Genomic DNA, 16745 nt, shown 5'->3' on the forward strand with positions numbered 1-16745 from the left:
CTGTCACTCTGGTTAGATTAGTTCTGAATACCGATATTGTCACTTAGCTAAAAAGACGCTTGCGGTGATTCACCATCACTTTATAGGCCAGCTTTTTAAGGGTGGAAAGTAGGCTGAAAGTCAGGTGCTTTGTATCGTAGACAATATAGTTATCGGTAAAGTTTAACGTGTGGATACCGTCACTGTTATTAATCGACGGGCTTATTTTACCGACCAACTTTTCTTCATATTTATGCGGCGTCAGATTGGTCAATTCCTTGATGAATATGGATTTCCCATAAAATCCAGCACTGCACTCCTGGGTAAAGAGGTAGGTTTTATCGTTGACCGAGTAGGGCTTTCCGGCGCCTCTGGCATGCATATTACAGATATCCAGGTCAGGAGAAATTTGCTGCCAGTCACCGAGAATAGCGTCTGAGGTGTGGATCACCAGCTCATTGTCCATGGTGGTGGAGGCCATGAAATTCACGCCATTCAGCTCAAAGATCACGTTATCCGTCACGGCCATATCGGAAACCAGGACTTTCACCTTTTCCCAGCGCGTGGGAAAATCAACCGACTGGAACAAAATGACCTCTTTCCGCTCAGCAGATTCCGGGATCATAAACAGTTTGCCGTCGAGTTCGAACAGAAAGGGAAAGGAGAGGTGGCATTTTAAATCGTCAAACCCCTCGAGCTTAACGTCCTCTATCTCCTCCAGGTCTTTATTAAGGACACGGCAGCGCAGTACCCCCTTTGAGGTGAGGAAGGAGAAAGCTTCATAAAAAACATACAGCCGCTCACCTTTATCGATAATAAAAGGATCGGCCTGGAAAATATATTTTTTATCAAGCTGCCGTGCTTTCGCATTACAGAGAATATCCAGCGTGTTTTCCGGGAAAACATGCTGGCCGTGGCTGTTGATGACCATAATGTCCCAGGACTCATGGAAGAACAGCTTTTTGATTATTCTGTTATTTTTATTGAACATTTTACCATGGTACTCATGAGTAAATATGAATAAACTCAGAAATAAGCGGTGTCTTTAGTCCCAGAAGTATGAAAGGTGAATCATAACACTCGCTCTTCCCGCGCAGTAACATATCAACATTAGCCCAGCGTTTACGCATGGAAATAGTAATATTGGGTGAGTCCGGGAATATATCGTGTGAAATAAAATCTTCTCTGTTGGACGTAACACTCTGGGGAAAGGAGTATTTAATGTGCATTAACAAACTGCCACGCTGTAAAAAGCGGTTGTTACTTCTTGTCGCCGGAGCAGTGCTACTCCTTTCAGGTGGCGCCTGGGCGGAGAGCGCAGACAGGTTACAAACGGTGAATCCGCCTGCCCTTAACGGCCCTCTGGCAAACCCGGGAAACGGTGTTGCCCGTTTTCACGATCAGGACTTAAGCATTGCCGACTATCCGGCGACGGGTCTTGAGTATCGACGCTATTACTGGCGCGAAGTGGAGCCGCGAGAAGGGCAGTACAATTTTGCGCTGGTAGACGAGGGGTTTGCTGCTGCGGCCGCGCATCAGCCAGCCATGAATGTCGGTCTGCGGTTTATGATCCTCGATGGGCCGGAGTCTGGCTCAGAGATCCCCCAGTGGCTTATCGATAAAGGGATCAAAGGCACCTGGACACCGGATCACAAAACCTTTGCCCCCGATCTGGACGATCCCACCTATATGGCTTATGCCCGGCGCCTGCTGCAGGCATTTGGCGCGCGCTATAACAATAACCCGGAACTGGCGTTCATCGATATCGGGATGGTCGGCGCATGGGGAGAGTGGCACAACAGTAACTTCCCGAACCTGCCGCCGTTACAGGAGCGCTATCCGCCTGCGCTGCTCAACCAATACGTTGATATGCATTTCAGCGCTTTTCCTGACACACCCAAAATCATGCTGATTAACGGCTATGATTCCGTGGCCTATGCGGCAAAAAAAGGGGCTGGCTGGCGGGCGGACTGCTGGGGAGACTGGCGCAACTTCAGCCCCACCTGGAGCCACATGGCCAAAGATTACCCGGAACGTATCGCGGCGGCGCAGTCAGCCTGGCCGGGGTTCAACGAGGCATGGAAAAAAGCGCCTGTCAGCTTGGAGATTTGCGGTCATATGGCGGAATGGCTGACCGAGCAGAAGTATACGCGCCAAGAGGTACAGGCCACCTTTGACTGGGCGCTGGCGCAGCATGCCAGCACCCTGAATATTAAATCTACCGAAATACCGAAGGTCTATCGCGATATCGTCGACAAGGCGCTGGCCAAAATAGGCTACCGCTTCCGGGTGGTATCGCTGACCCATCCGGCGAGCGTGCATGCAGGAGAGGCCCTGACGCTCAATAGCCAATGGTCAAATGATGGCGTGGCGCCCGTTTATCTGCGTTATACCCTGGCCTGGCGGCTGCAGGACAATGGCGGGAGCACGGTTGCCCAGGGCAGCGCCGGGGATGACATCCGCCAGTGGCTGCCAGGCAGGCACAGTTCGGCTTATCAACTTGCTACTCCGCGTAACCTTGCGGCGGGGCGCTATCAACTGGACGTGGCGCTGGTGGATAAACACAACAAAGCGCGTATTCAGCTGGCTAACGAGGGGAAACTCAATGATGGCTGGTACAGGCTGTCGTCGATCGTGATTAACTGACCAGTTTCTTTCTATATAGATAAAGCTTCTTCTATATAGAAAGCTTCTCCCGATGCGCTCAGGAAGCCCTTTCCTGGGCTTCCTGATGAAGAATATCGTTCTCTTTGTGGATAAGTCTGTGTGTAATCAGGTATAAGGCGGGCTTTTGCTGGGGAATGCAGCAGTCAGTCATTTTTATGACATTTAAGGGTTGCGGGCGCCGGAGAACTCCCTATAATGCGCCTCCATCGACACGGCAGATGTGAATCACTTCACACTAACAGCCGGGCCGGTTGAGGAGAAAAGCGAAAATAATCGCTTGACTCTGAAAGAGGAAAGCGTAATATACGCCACCTCGCAACGGTGAGCGAAAGCCGCGTTGCACTGCTCTTTAACAATTTATCAGACAATCTGTGTGGGCACTCAAAGTGACATGGATTCTTAATGTCCTCGGACAATAAATGAATACCAAGTCTCTGAGTGAACACGTAATTCATTACGAAGTTTAATTCACGAGCATCAAACTTAAATTGAAGAGTTTGATCATGGCTCAGATTGAACGCTGGCGGCAGGCCTAACACATGCAAGTCGAACGGTAGCACAGAGAGCTTGCTCTCGGGTGACGAGTGGCGGACGGGTGAGTAATGTCTGGGAAACTGCCTGATGGAGGGGGATAACTACTGGAAACGGTAGCTAATACCGCATAACGTCGCAAGACCAAAGAGGGGGACCTTCGGGCCTCTTGCCATCGGATGTGCCCAGATGGGATTAGCTAGTAGGTGGGGTAATGGCTCACCTAGGCGACGATCCCTAGCTGGTCTGAGAGGATGACCAGCCACACTGGAACTGAGACACGGTCCAGACTCCTACGGGAGGCAGCAGTGGGGAATATTGCACAATGGGCGCAAGCCTGATGCAGCCATGCCGCGTGTATGAAGAAGGCCTTCGGGTTGTAAAGTACTTTCAGCGAGGAGGAAGGCATTGTGGTTAATAACCGCAGTGATTGACGTTACTCGCAGAAGAAGCACCGGCTAACTCCGTGCCAGCAGCCGCGGTAATACGGAGGGTGCAAGCGTTAATCGGAATTACTGGGCGTAAAGCGCACGCAGGCGGTCTGTTAAGTCAGATGTGAAATCCCCGGGCTCAACCTGGGAACTGCATTTGAAACTGGCAGGCTTGAGTCTTGTAGAGGGGGGTAGAATTCCAGGTGTAGCGGTGAAATGCGTAGAGATCTGGAGGAATACCGGTGGCGAAGGCGGCCCCCTGGACAAAGACTGACGCTCAGGTGCGAAAGCGTGGGGAGCAAACAGGATTAGATACCCTGGTAGTCCACGCCGTAAACGATGTCGACTTGGAGGTTGTGCCCTTGAGGCGTGGCTTCCGGAGCTAACGCGTTAAGTCGACCGCCTGGGGAGTACGGCCGCAAGGTTAAAACTCAAATGAATTGACGGGGGCCCGCACAAGCGGTGGAGCATGTGGTTTAATTCGATGCAACGCGAAGAACCTTACCTACTCTTGACATCCAGAGAACTTGGCAGAGATGCCTTGGTGCCTTCGGGAACTCTGAGACAGGTGCTGCATGGCTGTCGTCAGCTCGTGTTGTGAAATGTTGGGTTAAGTCCCGCAACGAGCGCAACCCTTATCCTTTGTTGCCAGCGGTTAGGCCGGGAACTCAAAGGAGACTGCCAGTGATAAACTGGAGGAAGGTGGGGATGACGTCAAGTCATCATGGCCCTTACGAGTAGGGCTACACACGTGCTACAATGGCGCATACAAAGAGAAGCGACCTCGCGAGAGCAAGCGGACCTCATAAAGTGCGTCGTAGTCCGGATTGGAGTCTGCAACTCGACTCCATGAAGTCGGAATCGCTAGTAATCGTAGATCAGAATGCTACGGTGAATACGTTCCCGGGCCTTGTACACACCGCCCGTCACACCATGGGAGTGGGTTGCAAAAGAAGTAGGTAGCTTAACCTTCGGGAGGGCGCTTACCACTTTGTGATTCATGACTGGGGTGAAGTCGTAACAAGGTAACCGTAGGGGAACCTGCGGTTGGATCACCTCCTTACCTTAAAGAACCTGCCTTTGTAGTGCTCACACAGATTGTCTGATGAAAAGTAAATAGCAAGGCGTCTTGCGATTGAGACTTCAGTGTCCCCTTCGTCTAGAGGCCCAGGACACCGCCCTTTCACGGCGGTAACAGGGGTTCGAATCCCCTAGGGGACGCCACTTGCTGGTTTGTGAGTGAAAGTCACCTGCCTTTATATCTCAAAACTAACTCATCGAGTTACGTTTGAGATATTTGCTCTTTAAAAATCTGGATCAAGCTGAAAATTGAAACGACACACGTCAAGTGTGTTCGAGTCTCTCAAATTTTCACAACACGAAGTGAAACAGCTTCGGGTTGTGAGGTTAAGCGACTAAGCGTACACGGTGGATGCCCTGGCAGTCAGAGGCGATGAAGGACGTGCTAATCTGCGAAAAGCGCCGGCGAGGTGATATGAACCCTTGACCCGGCGATGTCCGAATGGGGAAACCCAGTGTGATTCGTCACACTATCGTTAGCTGAATACATAGGCTAACGAGGCGAACCGGGGGAACTGAAACATCTAAGTACCCCGAGGAAAAGAAATCAACCGAGATTCCCCCAGTAGCGGCGAGCGAACGGGGAGCAGCCCGGAGTCTGAATCAGCTTGTGTGTTAGTGGAAGCGTCTGGAAAGTCGCAGGGTACAGGGTGATACTCCCGTACACGAAAGCACACATGCTGTGAACTCGAAGAGTAGGGCGGGACACGTGGTATCCTGTCTGAATATGGGGGGACCATCCTCCAAGGCTAAATACTCCTGACTGACCGATAGTGAACCAGTACCGTGAGGGAAAGGCGAAAAGAACCCCGGCGAGGGGAGTGAAAAAGAACCTGAAACCGTGTACGTACAAGCAGTGGGAGCATCCTTCGGGGTGTGACTGCGTACCTTTTGTATAATGGGTCAGCGACTTATATTCTGTAGCAAGGTTAACCGTATAGGGGAGCCGGAGGGAAACCGAGTCTTAACTGGGCGTTAAGTTGCAGGGTATAGACCCGAAACCCGGTGATCTAGCCATGGGCAGGTTGAAGGTTGGGTAACACTAACTGGAGGACCGAACCGACTAATGTTGAAAAATTAGCGGATGACCTGTGGCTGGGGGTGAAAGGCCAATCAAACCGGGAGATAGCTGGTTCTCCCCGAAAGCTATTTAGGTAGCGCCTCGTGAATTCATCCTCGGGGGTAGAGCACTGTTTCGGCTAGGGGGCCATCCCGGCTTACCAACCCGATGCAAACTGCGAATACCGAGGAATGTTATCACGGGAGACACACGGCGGGTGCTAACGTCCGTCGTGAAGAGGGAAACAACCCAGACCGCCAGCTAAGGTCCCAAAGTCATGGTTAAGTGGGAAACGATGTGGGAAGGCACAGACAGCCAGGATGTTGGCTTAGAAGCAGCCATCATTTAAAGAAAGCGTAATAGCTCACTGGTCGAGTCGGCCTGCGCGGAAGATGTAACGGGGCTAAACCATGCACCGAAGCTGCGGCAGCGACACTATGTGTTGTTGGGTAGGGGAGCGTTCTGTAAGCCTGCGAAGGTGTGCTGTGAGGCATGCTGGAGGTATCAGAAGTGCGAATGCTGACATAAGTAACGATAAAGCGGGTGAAAAGCCCGCTCGCCGGAAGACCAAGGGTTCCTGTCCAACGTTAATCGGGGCAGGGTGAGTCGACCCCTAAGGCGAGGCCGAAAGGCGTAGTCGATGGGAAACAGGTTAATATTCCTGTACTCGGTGTTACTGCGAAGGGGGACGGAGAAGGCTATGTTGGCCGGGCGACGGTTGTCCCGGTTTAAGCATGTAGGCGGAGGTTCCAGGTAAATCCGGTACCTTATTAACGCTGAGGTGTGATGACGAGGCACTACGGTGCTGAAGCAACAAATGCCCTGCTTCCAGGAAAAGCCTCTAAGCATCAGGTAACATCAAATCGTACCCCAAACCGACACAGGTGGTCAGGTAGAGAATACCAAGGCGCTTGAGAGAACTCGGGTGAAGGAACTAGGCAAAATGGTGCCGTAACTTCGGGAGAAGGCACGCTGATATGTAGGTGAAGCCCCTGCGGGTGGAGCTGAAATCAGTCGAAGATACCAGCTGGCTGCAACTGTTTATTAAAAACACAGCACTGTGCAAACACGAAAGTGGACGTATACGGTGTGACGCCTGCCCGGTGCCGGAAGGTTAATTGATGGGGTTAGCTGTAAGGCGAAGCTCTTGATCGAAGCCCCGGTAAACGGCGGCCGTAACTATAACGGTCCTAAGGTAGCGAAATTCCTTGTCGGGTAAGTTCCGACCTGCACGAATGGCGTAATGATGGCCAGGCTGTCTCCACCCGAGACTCAGTGAAATTGAAATCGCTGTGAAGATGCAGTGTACCCGCGGCAAGACGGAAAGACCCCGTGAACCTTTACTATAGCTTGACACTGAACACTGGTCCTTGATGTGTAGGATAGGTGGGAGGCTTTGAAGTGTGGACGCCAGTCTGCATGGAGCCGTCCTTGAAATACCACCCTTTAATGGCTGGTGTTCTAACGTGGACCCGTTACCCGGGTTGCGGACAGTGTCTGGTGGGTAGTTTGACTGGGGCGGTCTCCTCCTAAAGAGTAACGGAGGAGCACGAAGGTCAGCTAATCCTGGTCGGACATCAGGAGGTTAGTGCAATGGCATAAGCTGGCTTGACTGCGAGAGTGACGGCTCGAGCAGGTGCGAAAGCAGGTCATAGTGATCCGGTGGTTCTGTATGGAAGGGCCATCGCTCAACGGATAAAAGGTACTCCGGGGATAACAGGCTGATACCGCCCAAGAGTTCATATCGACGGCGGTGTTTGGCACCTCGATGTCGGCTCATCACATCCTGGGGCTGAAGTAGGTCCCAAGGGTATGGCTGTTCGCCATTTAAAGTGGTACGCGAGCTGGGTTTAGAACGTCGTGAGACAGTTCGGTCCCTATCTGCCGTGGGCGCTGGAGAATTGAGGGGGGCTGCTCCTAGTACGAGAGGACCGGAGTGGACGCATCACTGGTGTTCGGGTTGTCATGCCAATGGCACTGCCCGGTAGCTAAATGCGGAAGAGATAAGTGCTGAAAGCATCTAAGCACGAAACTTGCCCCGAGATGAGTTCTCCCTGACCCTTTGAGGGTCCTGAAGGAACGTTGAAGACGACGACGTTGATAGGCCGGGTGTGTAAGCGCAGCGATGCGTTGAGCTAACCGGTACTAATGAACCGTGAGGCTTAACCTTACAACGCCGAAGCTGTTTCGGTGGGTTTGAGAAGATTTTCAGCTGATACAGATTACAGAATTTGCCTGGCGGCTGTAGCGCGGTGGTCCCACCTGACCCCATGCCGAACTCAGAAGTGAAACGCCGTAGCGCCGATGGTAGTGTGGGGTCTCCCCATGCGAGAGTAGGGAACTGCCAGGCATCAATTAAAGCCGAAAGCCCATCCTCACGGATGGGCTTTTTGCGTTGGGGCACCGGAAAAGCCGGGTGGCGGCTTCGCCTTACCCGGCCTGAATGTATTTCTTCCTTCGTTTATTTCCCCTTTTCAACAGGATCGCGCATGTACCAGCAGTCGATCTTTTGATGGATGCATGTCTGGCGCACTGAGTCGCGTTACGAGGCCCTTTTTAAGCAATGTTGTACTCAAAGATGTCGGTGGGGTGAACCGCTGTCTGCGGCACGCCGATGAACGTTACGTGAGAGATGCAATAGGCGATAAGCAGGCTTGAAGGAGGGGGAGCTGACAGAACCCTGAAAAGCAAAAACCCGCCTTTTGGGCGGGTTCTTTAAATAGTGGTGCCCGGACTCGGACTAACGCCGCAGGCGTTGAACAGCGCGCTTGTCGCGCTGGCCCCGGAGGGGTGAGCCGCTTGCGGCGAATAATCGAACATCGTTCGATGAAGAGTCCGGCTCTCAGAAAGCAAAAACCCGCCTTTTGGGCGGGTTCTTTAAATAGTGGTGCCCGGACTCGGAATCGAACCAAGGACACGGGGATTTTCAATCCCCTGCTCTACCGACTGAGCTATCCGGGCAACGAGGCGCATTAAACCGTAATCACGTACAATCGTCAACCTTATTTCGGGAATTGCTGTTCAACTGCTTAAGTTTGCGGCAATCTGTCAGTTTGTGCGTCGATTTTGCACAAATCTTCCAGACAGAAAGGTCATCTCGGGCAATGCTGACAGCCAAAAAGGGGGCGCGACAGTGAAAGACTGGCTTGAGCTGCGACAGCATGCAGATACGGGAATAGAAACGATCAAGGCGCACTTTGAAGGGCATGCCTTTGATCCTCACTGGCACGACAGTTATCTGGTTGGCATCACCCTCAGCGGTACCCAGCAGTTTCATTGCCGTCGTGAACGTCATCGTAGCCATCCGGGTGATGCGTTTCTGCTTGAGCCGGGTGAGATCCACGACGGTGATGCCCCTGTTGCGGGGGGCTTCACCTATCTGACGTTCTATCTTGATGAGCGCTGGTTGACCCAGACCCTGCATGGCCTGTATGACTCGACGCCCGGCAGCTATTCGCTGCATTTCACGCAGACCCTGACCCGCGAGCCGCAACTGGTACGCGCCATTGGCGACACCTTTGCGACGCTGCACACTGACGAGATGAAGATCGTCCAGCAAAGCACGATGGATAATCTGCTCTCTCAACTGACCTCCCATTGCCACTGGCGCAGAAAATTGCCCTCACAGTTGCAGAGCGCGGCGGTGGCGCACCGGGCGCGGGACTATCTCTATGCCCACCTGGGCGACAATATTGGCCTCTCCGATCTGGCCCGGGAGACGGGCACCGATCGCTTCACGCTCACCCGCTGCTTTAAGCGTGAGTTTCACCTGGCCCCTCATGCGTGGCTGATTCAGTTGCGGCTGGCAAAAGCACGGCAGTTTCTGGCGCGTGGGGATCAGCCCGTCGATGTAGCGGCAGCGCTGGGGTTTGCCGATCAAAGCCATCTAGGGCGCTGGTTCCAGCGCGCCTATCGCATTACGCCTGCCCACTACCGGAGGTTGTGCACAAACCTTCCAGACGTTTCTAGAAAATAACGGCAATGTCAGGGCTCTTATAAAAAGGAGCCACCTGTGAATATGTTGCCGTTTCTGTTGTTTGCTTTTGTCGCCTCGATAACCCCAGGCCCCACCAATATCCTTATTCTGACCAATAGCCAGCATTACGGCGTGAAGGCGACCCTGCCTGCGCTGGTGAGCGCCTGCGCGGCAGCCAGCGCCATTGTGCTGATTTCGGGAGCCGGAGCGGGCGAGATGCTGCGGCAGTATCCGCTGGTGCGCCAGGTAATGAGCTGGGCCGGGGTATTGTGGTTAAGCTGGATGAGCTGGCAGCTTTTTTGCGCGCCTGCGGCCAATTTATCCGGGGATAACTATACCCGCTTCACCGCGCGTGCCGCAGCGCTATTGCAGATTATCAATCCCAAAACCTGGATGATGGCGTTGGCGGTTGTCAGCCTGTTTGCACCGGCGGGAGAGGGGGCATTGCGGGAGATCGCGCTGATGGCGCTCTGCTTTTTACTGATTTCGGTGGCCTGCCTGCTGGGCTGGGCATGGCTAGGGCAGGCGGTAAACAGGCTGTTTCGCACCCCTGCCGCCATGGTGCGTTTTCAGCGCCTGATGGCGCTCTGTCTCTTTATTTCCGCCTGGGCGGGGATGCTGGCTTAAGTCAGCGCCCCACCTTTACGACATTGCGCGAAATGCAGAATATCTTCCGCCAGCCGCTGGGCAGTATCGACATCGGCCTGGCTTCGATTCACCAGCATCCGGCTAAGACAGCCTTCTATGATCAGATCCATCTGCTTGGCCACCATCGCCGGGTCGTCCACTTCAAGGGTGGTCAGCAGTTCATGCGTAAAGTCATGAGAGGCGCGTTTTTGCTGATCGGCCAGTTGATGGATCGGATGGTCGGGATCCGGGTAAAAGGTGCAGGCGGCAATAAACAGGCAGCCCGGATAGCGGTGATTACGCACGCATTCGGTGAGCGCGGAATAGCGCGCCATGAGTTTTTGCTCCGCCGAGAGCTCGGTGTTAAGCATCAGTTGCCTGCGCCAGGTATCCACCTGCTGGCTCAGGTAGCGCAGGGCATCGTACAGCAGCGCCTCTTTATCGGGCCAGAAACGACGTAGTTCATCCAGAGGATAATTAACACGTTCAGCGACCCTTTCCAGCGAGGTGCTGGCTATCCCTTGTATTTCAAGCAACTGCAGGGTTGCGCCCAGAACATCTTCACGTTGCACGGTTTATTCCTCCGTCTACTTTCGTACTTTCCCGCTTAAAGTGTCGTTTACGGTTGGCGATTGCGCAAATGCGCACTGAACGCGGCGGCATTCATAAAGCCCGTTACCCGTTGAGCGGGCTGCTCCTTACCCTGAGCGTTGAAAAACAGGATGGTGGGCAGACCGAGCACGTTCAGCGCCTTCAACAGAGCCTTGTCCTCTGGATTGTTTGCCGTGACGTTAGCCTGCAAAAGAACGGTATCAGTCAGAGCGTTTTGTACCTGCGGGTCGCTGAAGGTGTATTTTTCAAACTCCTTGCAGGCGACGCACCAGTCGGCGTAGAGGTCGAGCATCACCGGCTTACCTTGCGCCTGAGCCAGCGCGCGATGTAAGTCATCGACGTTCTTAACCGGCATAAAATTCAGGTGGGCCTGGCTTTGCGCGGCCGGTGCGCCAAATGCCCAGTCCTGTAGCGGACGCACGCTGACCAGCGCGGCGGCCAGCAGCAGGATTTGCACAATGCGGACCCAGGGCTTGCGGGCACTGAGGCTGCTGATAAAGGCCCAGCTAAAGAAGGCCACGCCCAGCATCGCCCACAGACGCAGGCCCCAGACATCACCGATCACGCGCTCGAGCAGGAAGACCGGCAGGGCCAGGATGACAAAGCCAAACGCGGTTTTGACCGTCTCCATCCACGGGCCACTTTTCGGCAGCAGACGGTTACCGAACACCGTCACCAGAATCAGCGGCAGACCCATTCCCAGCGCGTAAAGATAGAGCGTGCCACCGCCGAGCCACATATTGCCGCTCTGGGCGATGTAGAGCAGGATCGCGCTGAGTGGCGCCGTGGTGCAGGGCGAGCAGATCAGCCCGGCGATGGCGCCCATGGCAAACACGCCCCCCACGGAGCCGCCCTGCTGACGGTTGCTCATCAGCGTTAAGCGGGTTTGCAGGGAGGAAGGCAACTGCAGGCTGAAGAGACCAAACATTGAAAGCGCCAGAAGGACAAAGACGATCGACAGTCCGATCAGCACCCATGGATGCTGGAGCGCCGCCTGAAACTGGAGCCCGGCCGCCGCGACCACCAGACCGAGGGCGGTATAGGTGAGCGCCATCCCCTGCACGTAGATAAACGCCAGCAACAGCGCGCGGGTGGTAGAGAGGCGCTGCTTACCGCCGAGCACGATGCCGGAGATGAGCGGGTACATGGGCAGCACACACGGCGTGAAGGCGATGCCAATGCCGATCAGCAAGGCCCAGAGGGCGGAGAAGGGCAGTTCACTGCCGGTTTTTTCTGGGGCCGTTTCTCTCTTTTCAGGAGTGACGGGAACCAGTGCAGCAGCCGCTTTGACTTCGCTCAGCGGCACCACTTTCGTCTCTGGCGGATAGCATAGCCCGGCGTCGGCACAGCCCTGATAAGTGACCGTCAGGGTGGCGCCTTTAGCGGCCTGATCCACCGTCACGGGAACAGACAGCTGGCCCCGGTAGATTTCGCTTTTGCCGTAGAATTCGTCTTCGTGGGCGACGCCAGCAGGCAGCTGGAGTTTGCCGACCTGCGCCTGAGCGGGCGTAATGCTGATCTGCTTGCGATAGAGGTAATAGCCCTCCTTCACATTCCAGTTGAGATTTAGTTCATGCTGGTTTTGCTGAAAATCGAAGACGAAAGCCTGATCGGCAGGGGTGAAGTTCGAGCGGCCGGGTGCATCAAACAACCCGGCAAAGACGGATGTGCTGCACAGCAGCAGGATTAGCGTAAGGAAGCGTTGAGCCATGAGAGATAGTCGTTATCGCCGTGGAGCACTGGCAGCACCAGCAGCTCCGGAGTCTGGTAAGGGTGATGCAATTTGAGGCAGTCGAGGAGCGCTTGCTGTTTCGCCACGCTCGATTTGAGCAGCATCTGCACTTCATACTCCTGTTCCAGTTTGCCTTCCCAGTAGTAAAGGGAGGTGGCGCCGGGGAGGATGGTCACGCAGGCGGCGAGCTTATCTGCCAGGACTTTGGCAGCCAAATCCTGAGCGGTAGCTTCATCGGGGGCGGTACAGAGTACAACAACAGTGTCAGGCGTGTTCACAGGTCGACCTCGTTATCGCAAAAAAATCACTATACCACGACGGGACGCTGCTCATTAATGAATCGGGCCGCTAAGCGGCCCGACTTTAACTCTTTTTACAACCAAAAAGGATTTACAGCACAATCCCGCCGATGATGAAGCCGAGGATCACGCACAGGGTAATGGCGATCACACCCGGGATCAGGAAGGCGTGGTTGAAGACGTATTTACCGATGCGGGTTGAGCCGGTGTCATCCATCTCGACCGCGGCCAGCAGGGTCGGGTAGGTTGGCAGCACAAACAGCGCGGAGACGGCAGCGAAAGAGGCAATGGCGGTGAGCGGTGAGACGCCCAGCATCAGTGCGGCTGGCATCAGCGCCTTGGTGGTGGCCGCCTGAGAGTAGAGCAGGGTCGCGGCAAAGAACAGCACCACCGCCAGCAACCACGGGTAGTTATGCAGCAGGTCGCCCGCCACGGTCTGGATATCGGTAATGTGCGCTTTTACAAAGGTATCGCCCAGCCAGGCCACGCCCAGTACACACACGCAGGCGCTCATACCGGATTTGAAGGTGCTGGCGTTGAGCACTTCGCTGGTGTCGATTTTACAGGTAATGCTAATCAGCGTGGCGATGGTCAGCATAAACACCACGATCGCTTCGTTACGCGGCAGGACCGGGTTCTTGATCAACCCAACGGTATCGCTGATGGCGGTGGCGTAGAACATCACCGCGACAATGCCGATCAGGAACAGCAGCACGGAGCGCTTAGCGTGTGGCTTCAGGATAAACGCCTGGCTGCCGCGCAGCTTCACTTCGCCTTTTGCCAGACGCTCCTGATAGACCGGATCGTCTTTCAGCTCGGCGCCGAGGAAGTTACAGAACACCGCGGTGATCATCACGGCAATCAGAGTCACCGGAATACAGATCGCCAGCAGCGTCAGGTAGCTCACGCCCAGCGGCTCAAGGATACCGGCAAAGAACACCACTGCCGCCGAGATGGGCGAGGCGGTGATGGCAATCTGCGATGCGACAACGGCAATAGAGAGCGGACGGGAGGGGCGGATGCCCTGCTCTTTCGCCACTTCGGTGATCACCGGCAGGGTGGAGAATGCGGTATGGCCGGTACCGGCCAGAATGGTCATAAACCAGGTAACCAGCGGAGCAAGGAAGGTAATGTATTTTGGATGACGGCGCAGCATACGCTCCGCCAGACTCACCAGATAGTCCATACCGCCTGCAACCTGCATGGCTGCGATAGCGGCGATAACCGCCATGATGATTTCAATAACGTCAAACGGGATAGCACCTGGTTTAATCTGGAGAAAGAGAGTGAGGACAAGCACGCCGAGACCCCCGGCGAAACCGATGCCGATCCCCCCGAGTCTTGCGCCTAAGTATATCGCCAACAGGACGATGACGAGTTCTGCTCCGAACATAAGTTCCTACCTTGCTTATTAACAAGTTGATATTAAATTGTTGTGTTTTGGTAACGCCTAAAAACAAAAAAGGCACGTCAATTGACGTGCCTTCATGAAGTTTAACCTGAACTGTTATTGTTCACTTTCATCCGTATATCTTTTTGCTTTATAGGCCGGGTGCATTAAGTTTTGCGCGGAGAAGATATCATCCAGCTCGGCTTCTGTCAGCAAGCCACGCTCAAGTACGACCTCTCGTACGCTCTTACCGGTTTCCGCACAGATCTTACCGACGATATCGCCGTTATGGTGACCGATGAACGGGTTGAGGTAAGTGACGATACCGATGGAGTTATAGACGTAGCTTTCACATACCGCTTTGTTGGCGGTGATGCCGTTAATGCATTTTTCCAGCAGGTTGTAGCAGGCGTTGGTCAGGATATGAATGGATTCAAACATCGCCTGGCCAATCACAGGTTCCATAACGTTCAGCTGCAGCTGACCCGCCTCGGAAGCCATGGTAACGGTAATGTCGTTACCGATGACCTTGAAGCACACCTGGTTAACCACCTCTGGCACCACCGGGTTCACTTTGGCTGGCATGATGGAGGAGCCCGCCTGCAATTCCGGCAGGTTGATTTCGTTCAGACCGGCACGTGGCCCGGAAGAGAGCAGGCGCAGGTCGTTACAGATCTTGGAGAGTTTCACCGCCAGGCGTTTCAGCGCACTGTGCACCATCACGTAGGCGCCGCAGTCGGAGGTGGCTTCAATCAGGTCTTCTGCTGGCACCACCGCCAGGTTGGAGACTTCGGCCAGCTTCTGCACCGCCAGCTGCTGATAGCCGTCCGGGGTATTCAGACGCGTACCAATCGCCGTTGCACCCAGGTTCACCTCAAGCAGCAGCTCAGAGGTGCGCATCAGGTTTTTGGTCTCTTCATTCAGCAGCACGTTAAATGCGTGGAACTCCTGACCGAGAGTCATTGGCACCGCGTCCTGCAGCTGGGTACGACCCATTTTCAGGATGTCCTGGAATTCGACGGCCTTGTTCTGGAAACCTTCGCCCAGCTGGTTAATGGCATCAACCAGCTTCACGATGGAAGCGTATACGGCGATACGGAAACCGGTCGGATAGGCGTCGTTGGTAGACTGGCATTTATTGACGTGATCGTTCGGGTTCAGGTACTGGTACTCACCTTTCTGGTGGCCCATCAGCTCGAGGCCGATGTTTGCCAGTACCTCATTGGTATTCATGTTCACTGACGTGCCCGCGCCGCCCTGATAGACGTCTACCGGGAATTGATCCATGCACTTGCCGTTGTTCAGCACTTCATCGCAGGCGGCGATGATGGTATTGGCGATGCTTTTTGGAATGGTTTGCAGCTCTTTGTTTGCCATAGCTGCCGCTTTTTTCACCATCACCATGCCACGCACAAACTCAGGGATGTCGCTGATTTTGCTGTTGCTGATGTAGAAGTTTTCAATCGCTCTCAGAGTGTGAATACCATAATAGGCATCCGCTGGAACTTCCCTGGTACCCAACAAATCTTCTTCGATACGAATGTTGTTTAACATGTGAACCTTCTTTTCAAGCTGCCGATTGATGTACTAAACACACAGTACATATGTGGTTATGTCTATTTTCTGACCGACGATTATCCCCTGAATCGACCAGATACCCGGAATGATATGCTGATGATAGCGAATTGCCGTAACCTGGATCACTTATTATGGACCCGGCGACATGATATTTATCAATCTGTGAAATGAATCACCGCTTTAATATTTCCAGAAAAAATATCCGTGCAAACCGATTGAATTTTGACTAAACGCCTCCATTTCTGACAGACGCGAATCGCAAATTGTTACCGACAGGGGCCGTAACGGCGACTGCCACACAGGAGAAGCCAGTGCGCTGGATACCGTTAGCTGCAATCTTTCTTTATGTTTATATAGAGATTTCTATTTTTATTCAGGTCGCCCACGTGTTTGGCGTCCTGCTGACCCTGATTCTGGTCATTTTTACATCGGTGATTGGCATGTCACTGGTGCGCAACCAGGGTTTCAAAAATTTCCTGTTAATGCAGCAGAAGATGGCCGCCGGGGAGAGCCCGGCAGCGGAGATGGTCAAAAGCGTGTCGCTGATTATTGGTGGGATCCTGCTGATTATTCCCGGCTTTTTCACCGACTTCCTTGGCCTGTTGCTGCTCGTTCCGCCAGTGCAAAAGCTCCTGACGCTGAAGCTGATGCCGCATCTGCGTTTTAACCGCATGCCGGGTGGTGGATTCAGCGCCGGAACGGGCGGTGGCGAGACCTTTGACGGGGAGTATCACCGTAAGGATGATCAGCACGATCGCCTGGATCATAAAGACGACCGTTGAT

General features: G+C 54.0%; 10 protein-coding genes, 2 tRNA genes and 3 rRNA genes. 8 read left to right on the forward strand and 7 right to left on the reverse strand.

Going from position 1 to position 16745, the window contains the following annotated elements; genetic code table 11:
• Positions 1-43 precede the first annotated feature (43 nt).
• Complete coding sequence (locus GNG26_RS01590) at positions 44-970, reverse strand: hypothetical protein (RefSeq protein WP_156237556.1); 927 nt, start codon at positions 968-970, stop codon at positions 44-46.
• 230 nt (positions 971-1200) lie between these two features.
• Here GNG26_RS01590 and GNG26_RS01595 point away from each other — a divergent pair, with 230 nt between their 5' ends.
• From GNG26_RS01595 to rrf, 5 genes are all read left to right on the forward strand, one after another.
• Positions 1201-2625 carry a DUF4832 domain-containing protein gene (locus tag GNG26_RS01595; RefSeq protein WP_156237558.1) on the forward strand — a complete coding sequence of 475 codons (1425 nt, stop codon included), beginning with the start codon at positions 1201-1203 and terminating at the stop codon, positions 2623-2625.
• A 506-nt stretch (positions 2626-3131) separates the two neighbouring features.
• Positions 3132-4671: ribosomal RNA gene (locus GNG26_RS01600) — 16S ribosomal RNA — on the forward strand.
• Between the two features lie 85 nt (positions 4672-4756).
• A tRNA-Glu gene (locus tag GNG26_RS01605) sits at positions 4757-4832 on the forward strand.
• A 181-nt stretch (positions 4833-5013) separates the two neighbouring features.
• A 23S ribosomal RNA gene (locus GNG26_RS01610) occupies positions 5014-7918 on the forward strand.
• Between the two features lie 64 nt (positions 7919-7982).
• A 5S ribosomal RNA gene (gene rrf / locus GNG26_RS01615) occupies positions 7983-8098 on the forward strand.
• The 16S, 23S and 5S rRNA genes sit together here with 1 tRNA gene alongside, the layout of an rRNA operon.
• 535 nt (positions 8099-8633) lie before the next feature.
• On the opposite strand, the gene GNG26_RS01625 is transcribed toward rrf, so the two are convergent.
• A tRNA-Phe gene (locus tag GNG26_RS01625) sits at positions 8634-8709 on the reverse strand.
• 172 nt (positions 8710-8881) lie between these two features.
• Here GNG26_RS01625 and GNG26_RS01630 point away from each other — a divergent pair.
• Together GNG26_RS01630 and GNG26_RS01635 are read left to right on the forward strand one after the other, a co-directional pair.
• Positions 8882-9724, forward strand: coding sequence for an AraC family transcriptional regulator (locus tag GNG26_RS01630; protein ID WP_103822967.1), 843 nt, complete (start codon positions 8882-8884; stop codon positions 9722-9724).
• 36 nt (positions 9725-9760) lie between these two features.
• Complete coding sequence (locus tag GNG26_RS01635) at positions 9761-10351, forward strand: LysE family translocator (RefSeq protein WP_156237560.1); 591 nt, start codon at positions 9761-9763, stop codon at positions 10349-10351.
• Here GNG26_RS01635 and GNG26_RS01640 read toward each other — a convergent pair.
• The 5 genes from GNG26_RS01640 to aspA all read right to left on the reverse strand — a co-directional run bounded on the left by GNG26_RS01640 (position 10348) and on the right by aspA (position 15938).
• The gene (locus GNG26_RS01640; RefSeq protein ID WP_156237562.1) at positions 10348-10923 is read right to left on the reverse strand and encodes a transcriptional regulator; all 576 of its coding nucleotides are present in this window, start codon (positions 10921-10923) and stop codon (positions 10348-10350) included. The two genes, GNG26_RS01635 and GNG26_RS01640, sit on opposite strands and share 4 nt — an antisense overlap.
• A gap of 47 nt (positions 10924-10970) precedes the next feature.
• Complete coding sequence (locus GNG26_RS01645; protein ID WP_156237564.1) at positions 10971-12674, reverse strand: protein-disulfide reductase DsbD; 1704 nt, start codon at positions 12672-12674, stop codon at positions 10971-10973.
• Entirely contained in the window at positions 12650-12973 is a 324-nt protein-coding gene (gene cutA, locus GNG26_RS01650) for a divalent cation tolerance protein CutA (RefSeq protein WP_103822971.1), read from the reverse strand. The genes GNG26_RS01645 and cutA overlap by 25 nt, the downstream gene beginning before the upstream one ends.
• Before the next feature lie 112 nt (positions 12974-13085).
• On the reverse strand, positions 13086-14387 hold the full coding sequence (locus GNG26_RS01655; RefSeq protein WP_103791334.1) for an anaerobic C4-dicarboxylate transporter: 1302 nt from the start codon (positions 14385-14387) through the stop codon (positions 13086-13088).
• 114 nt (positions 14388-14501) lie between these two features.
• Positions 14502-15938, reverse strand: a complete 1437-nt coding sequence (gene aspA, locus GNG26_RS01660; protein WP_103822972.1) for an aspartate ammonia-lyase — start codon at positions 15936-15938, stop codon at positions 14502-14504.
• A 335-nt stretch (positions 15939-16273) separates the two neighbouring features.
• Here aspA and GNG26_RS01665 point away from each other — a divergent pair, with 335 nt between their 5' ends.
• A complete protein-coding gene (locus GNG26_RS01665; RefSeq protein ID WP_156237566.1) occupies positions 16274-16744 on the forward strand; it encodes an FxsA family protein in 471 nt (156 codons plus the stop codon).
• The last annotated feature ends 1 nt before the right edge of the window (position 16745 follow it).

This window comes from Leclercia sp. J807 (genome assembly GCF_009734465.1).
Lineage (GTDB): Bacteria > Pseudomonadota > Gammaproteobacteria > Enterobacterales > Enterobacteriaceae > Enterobacter.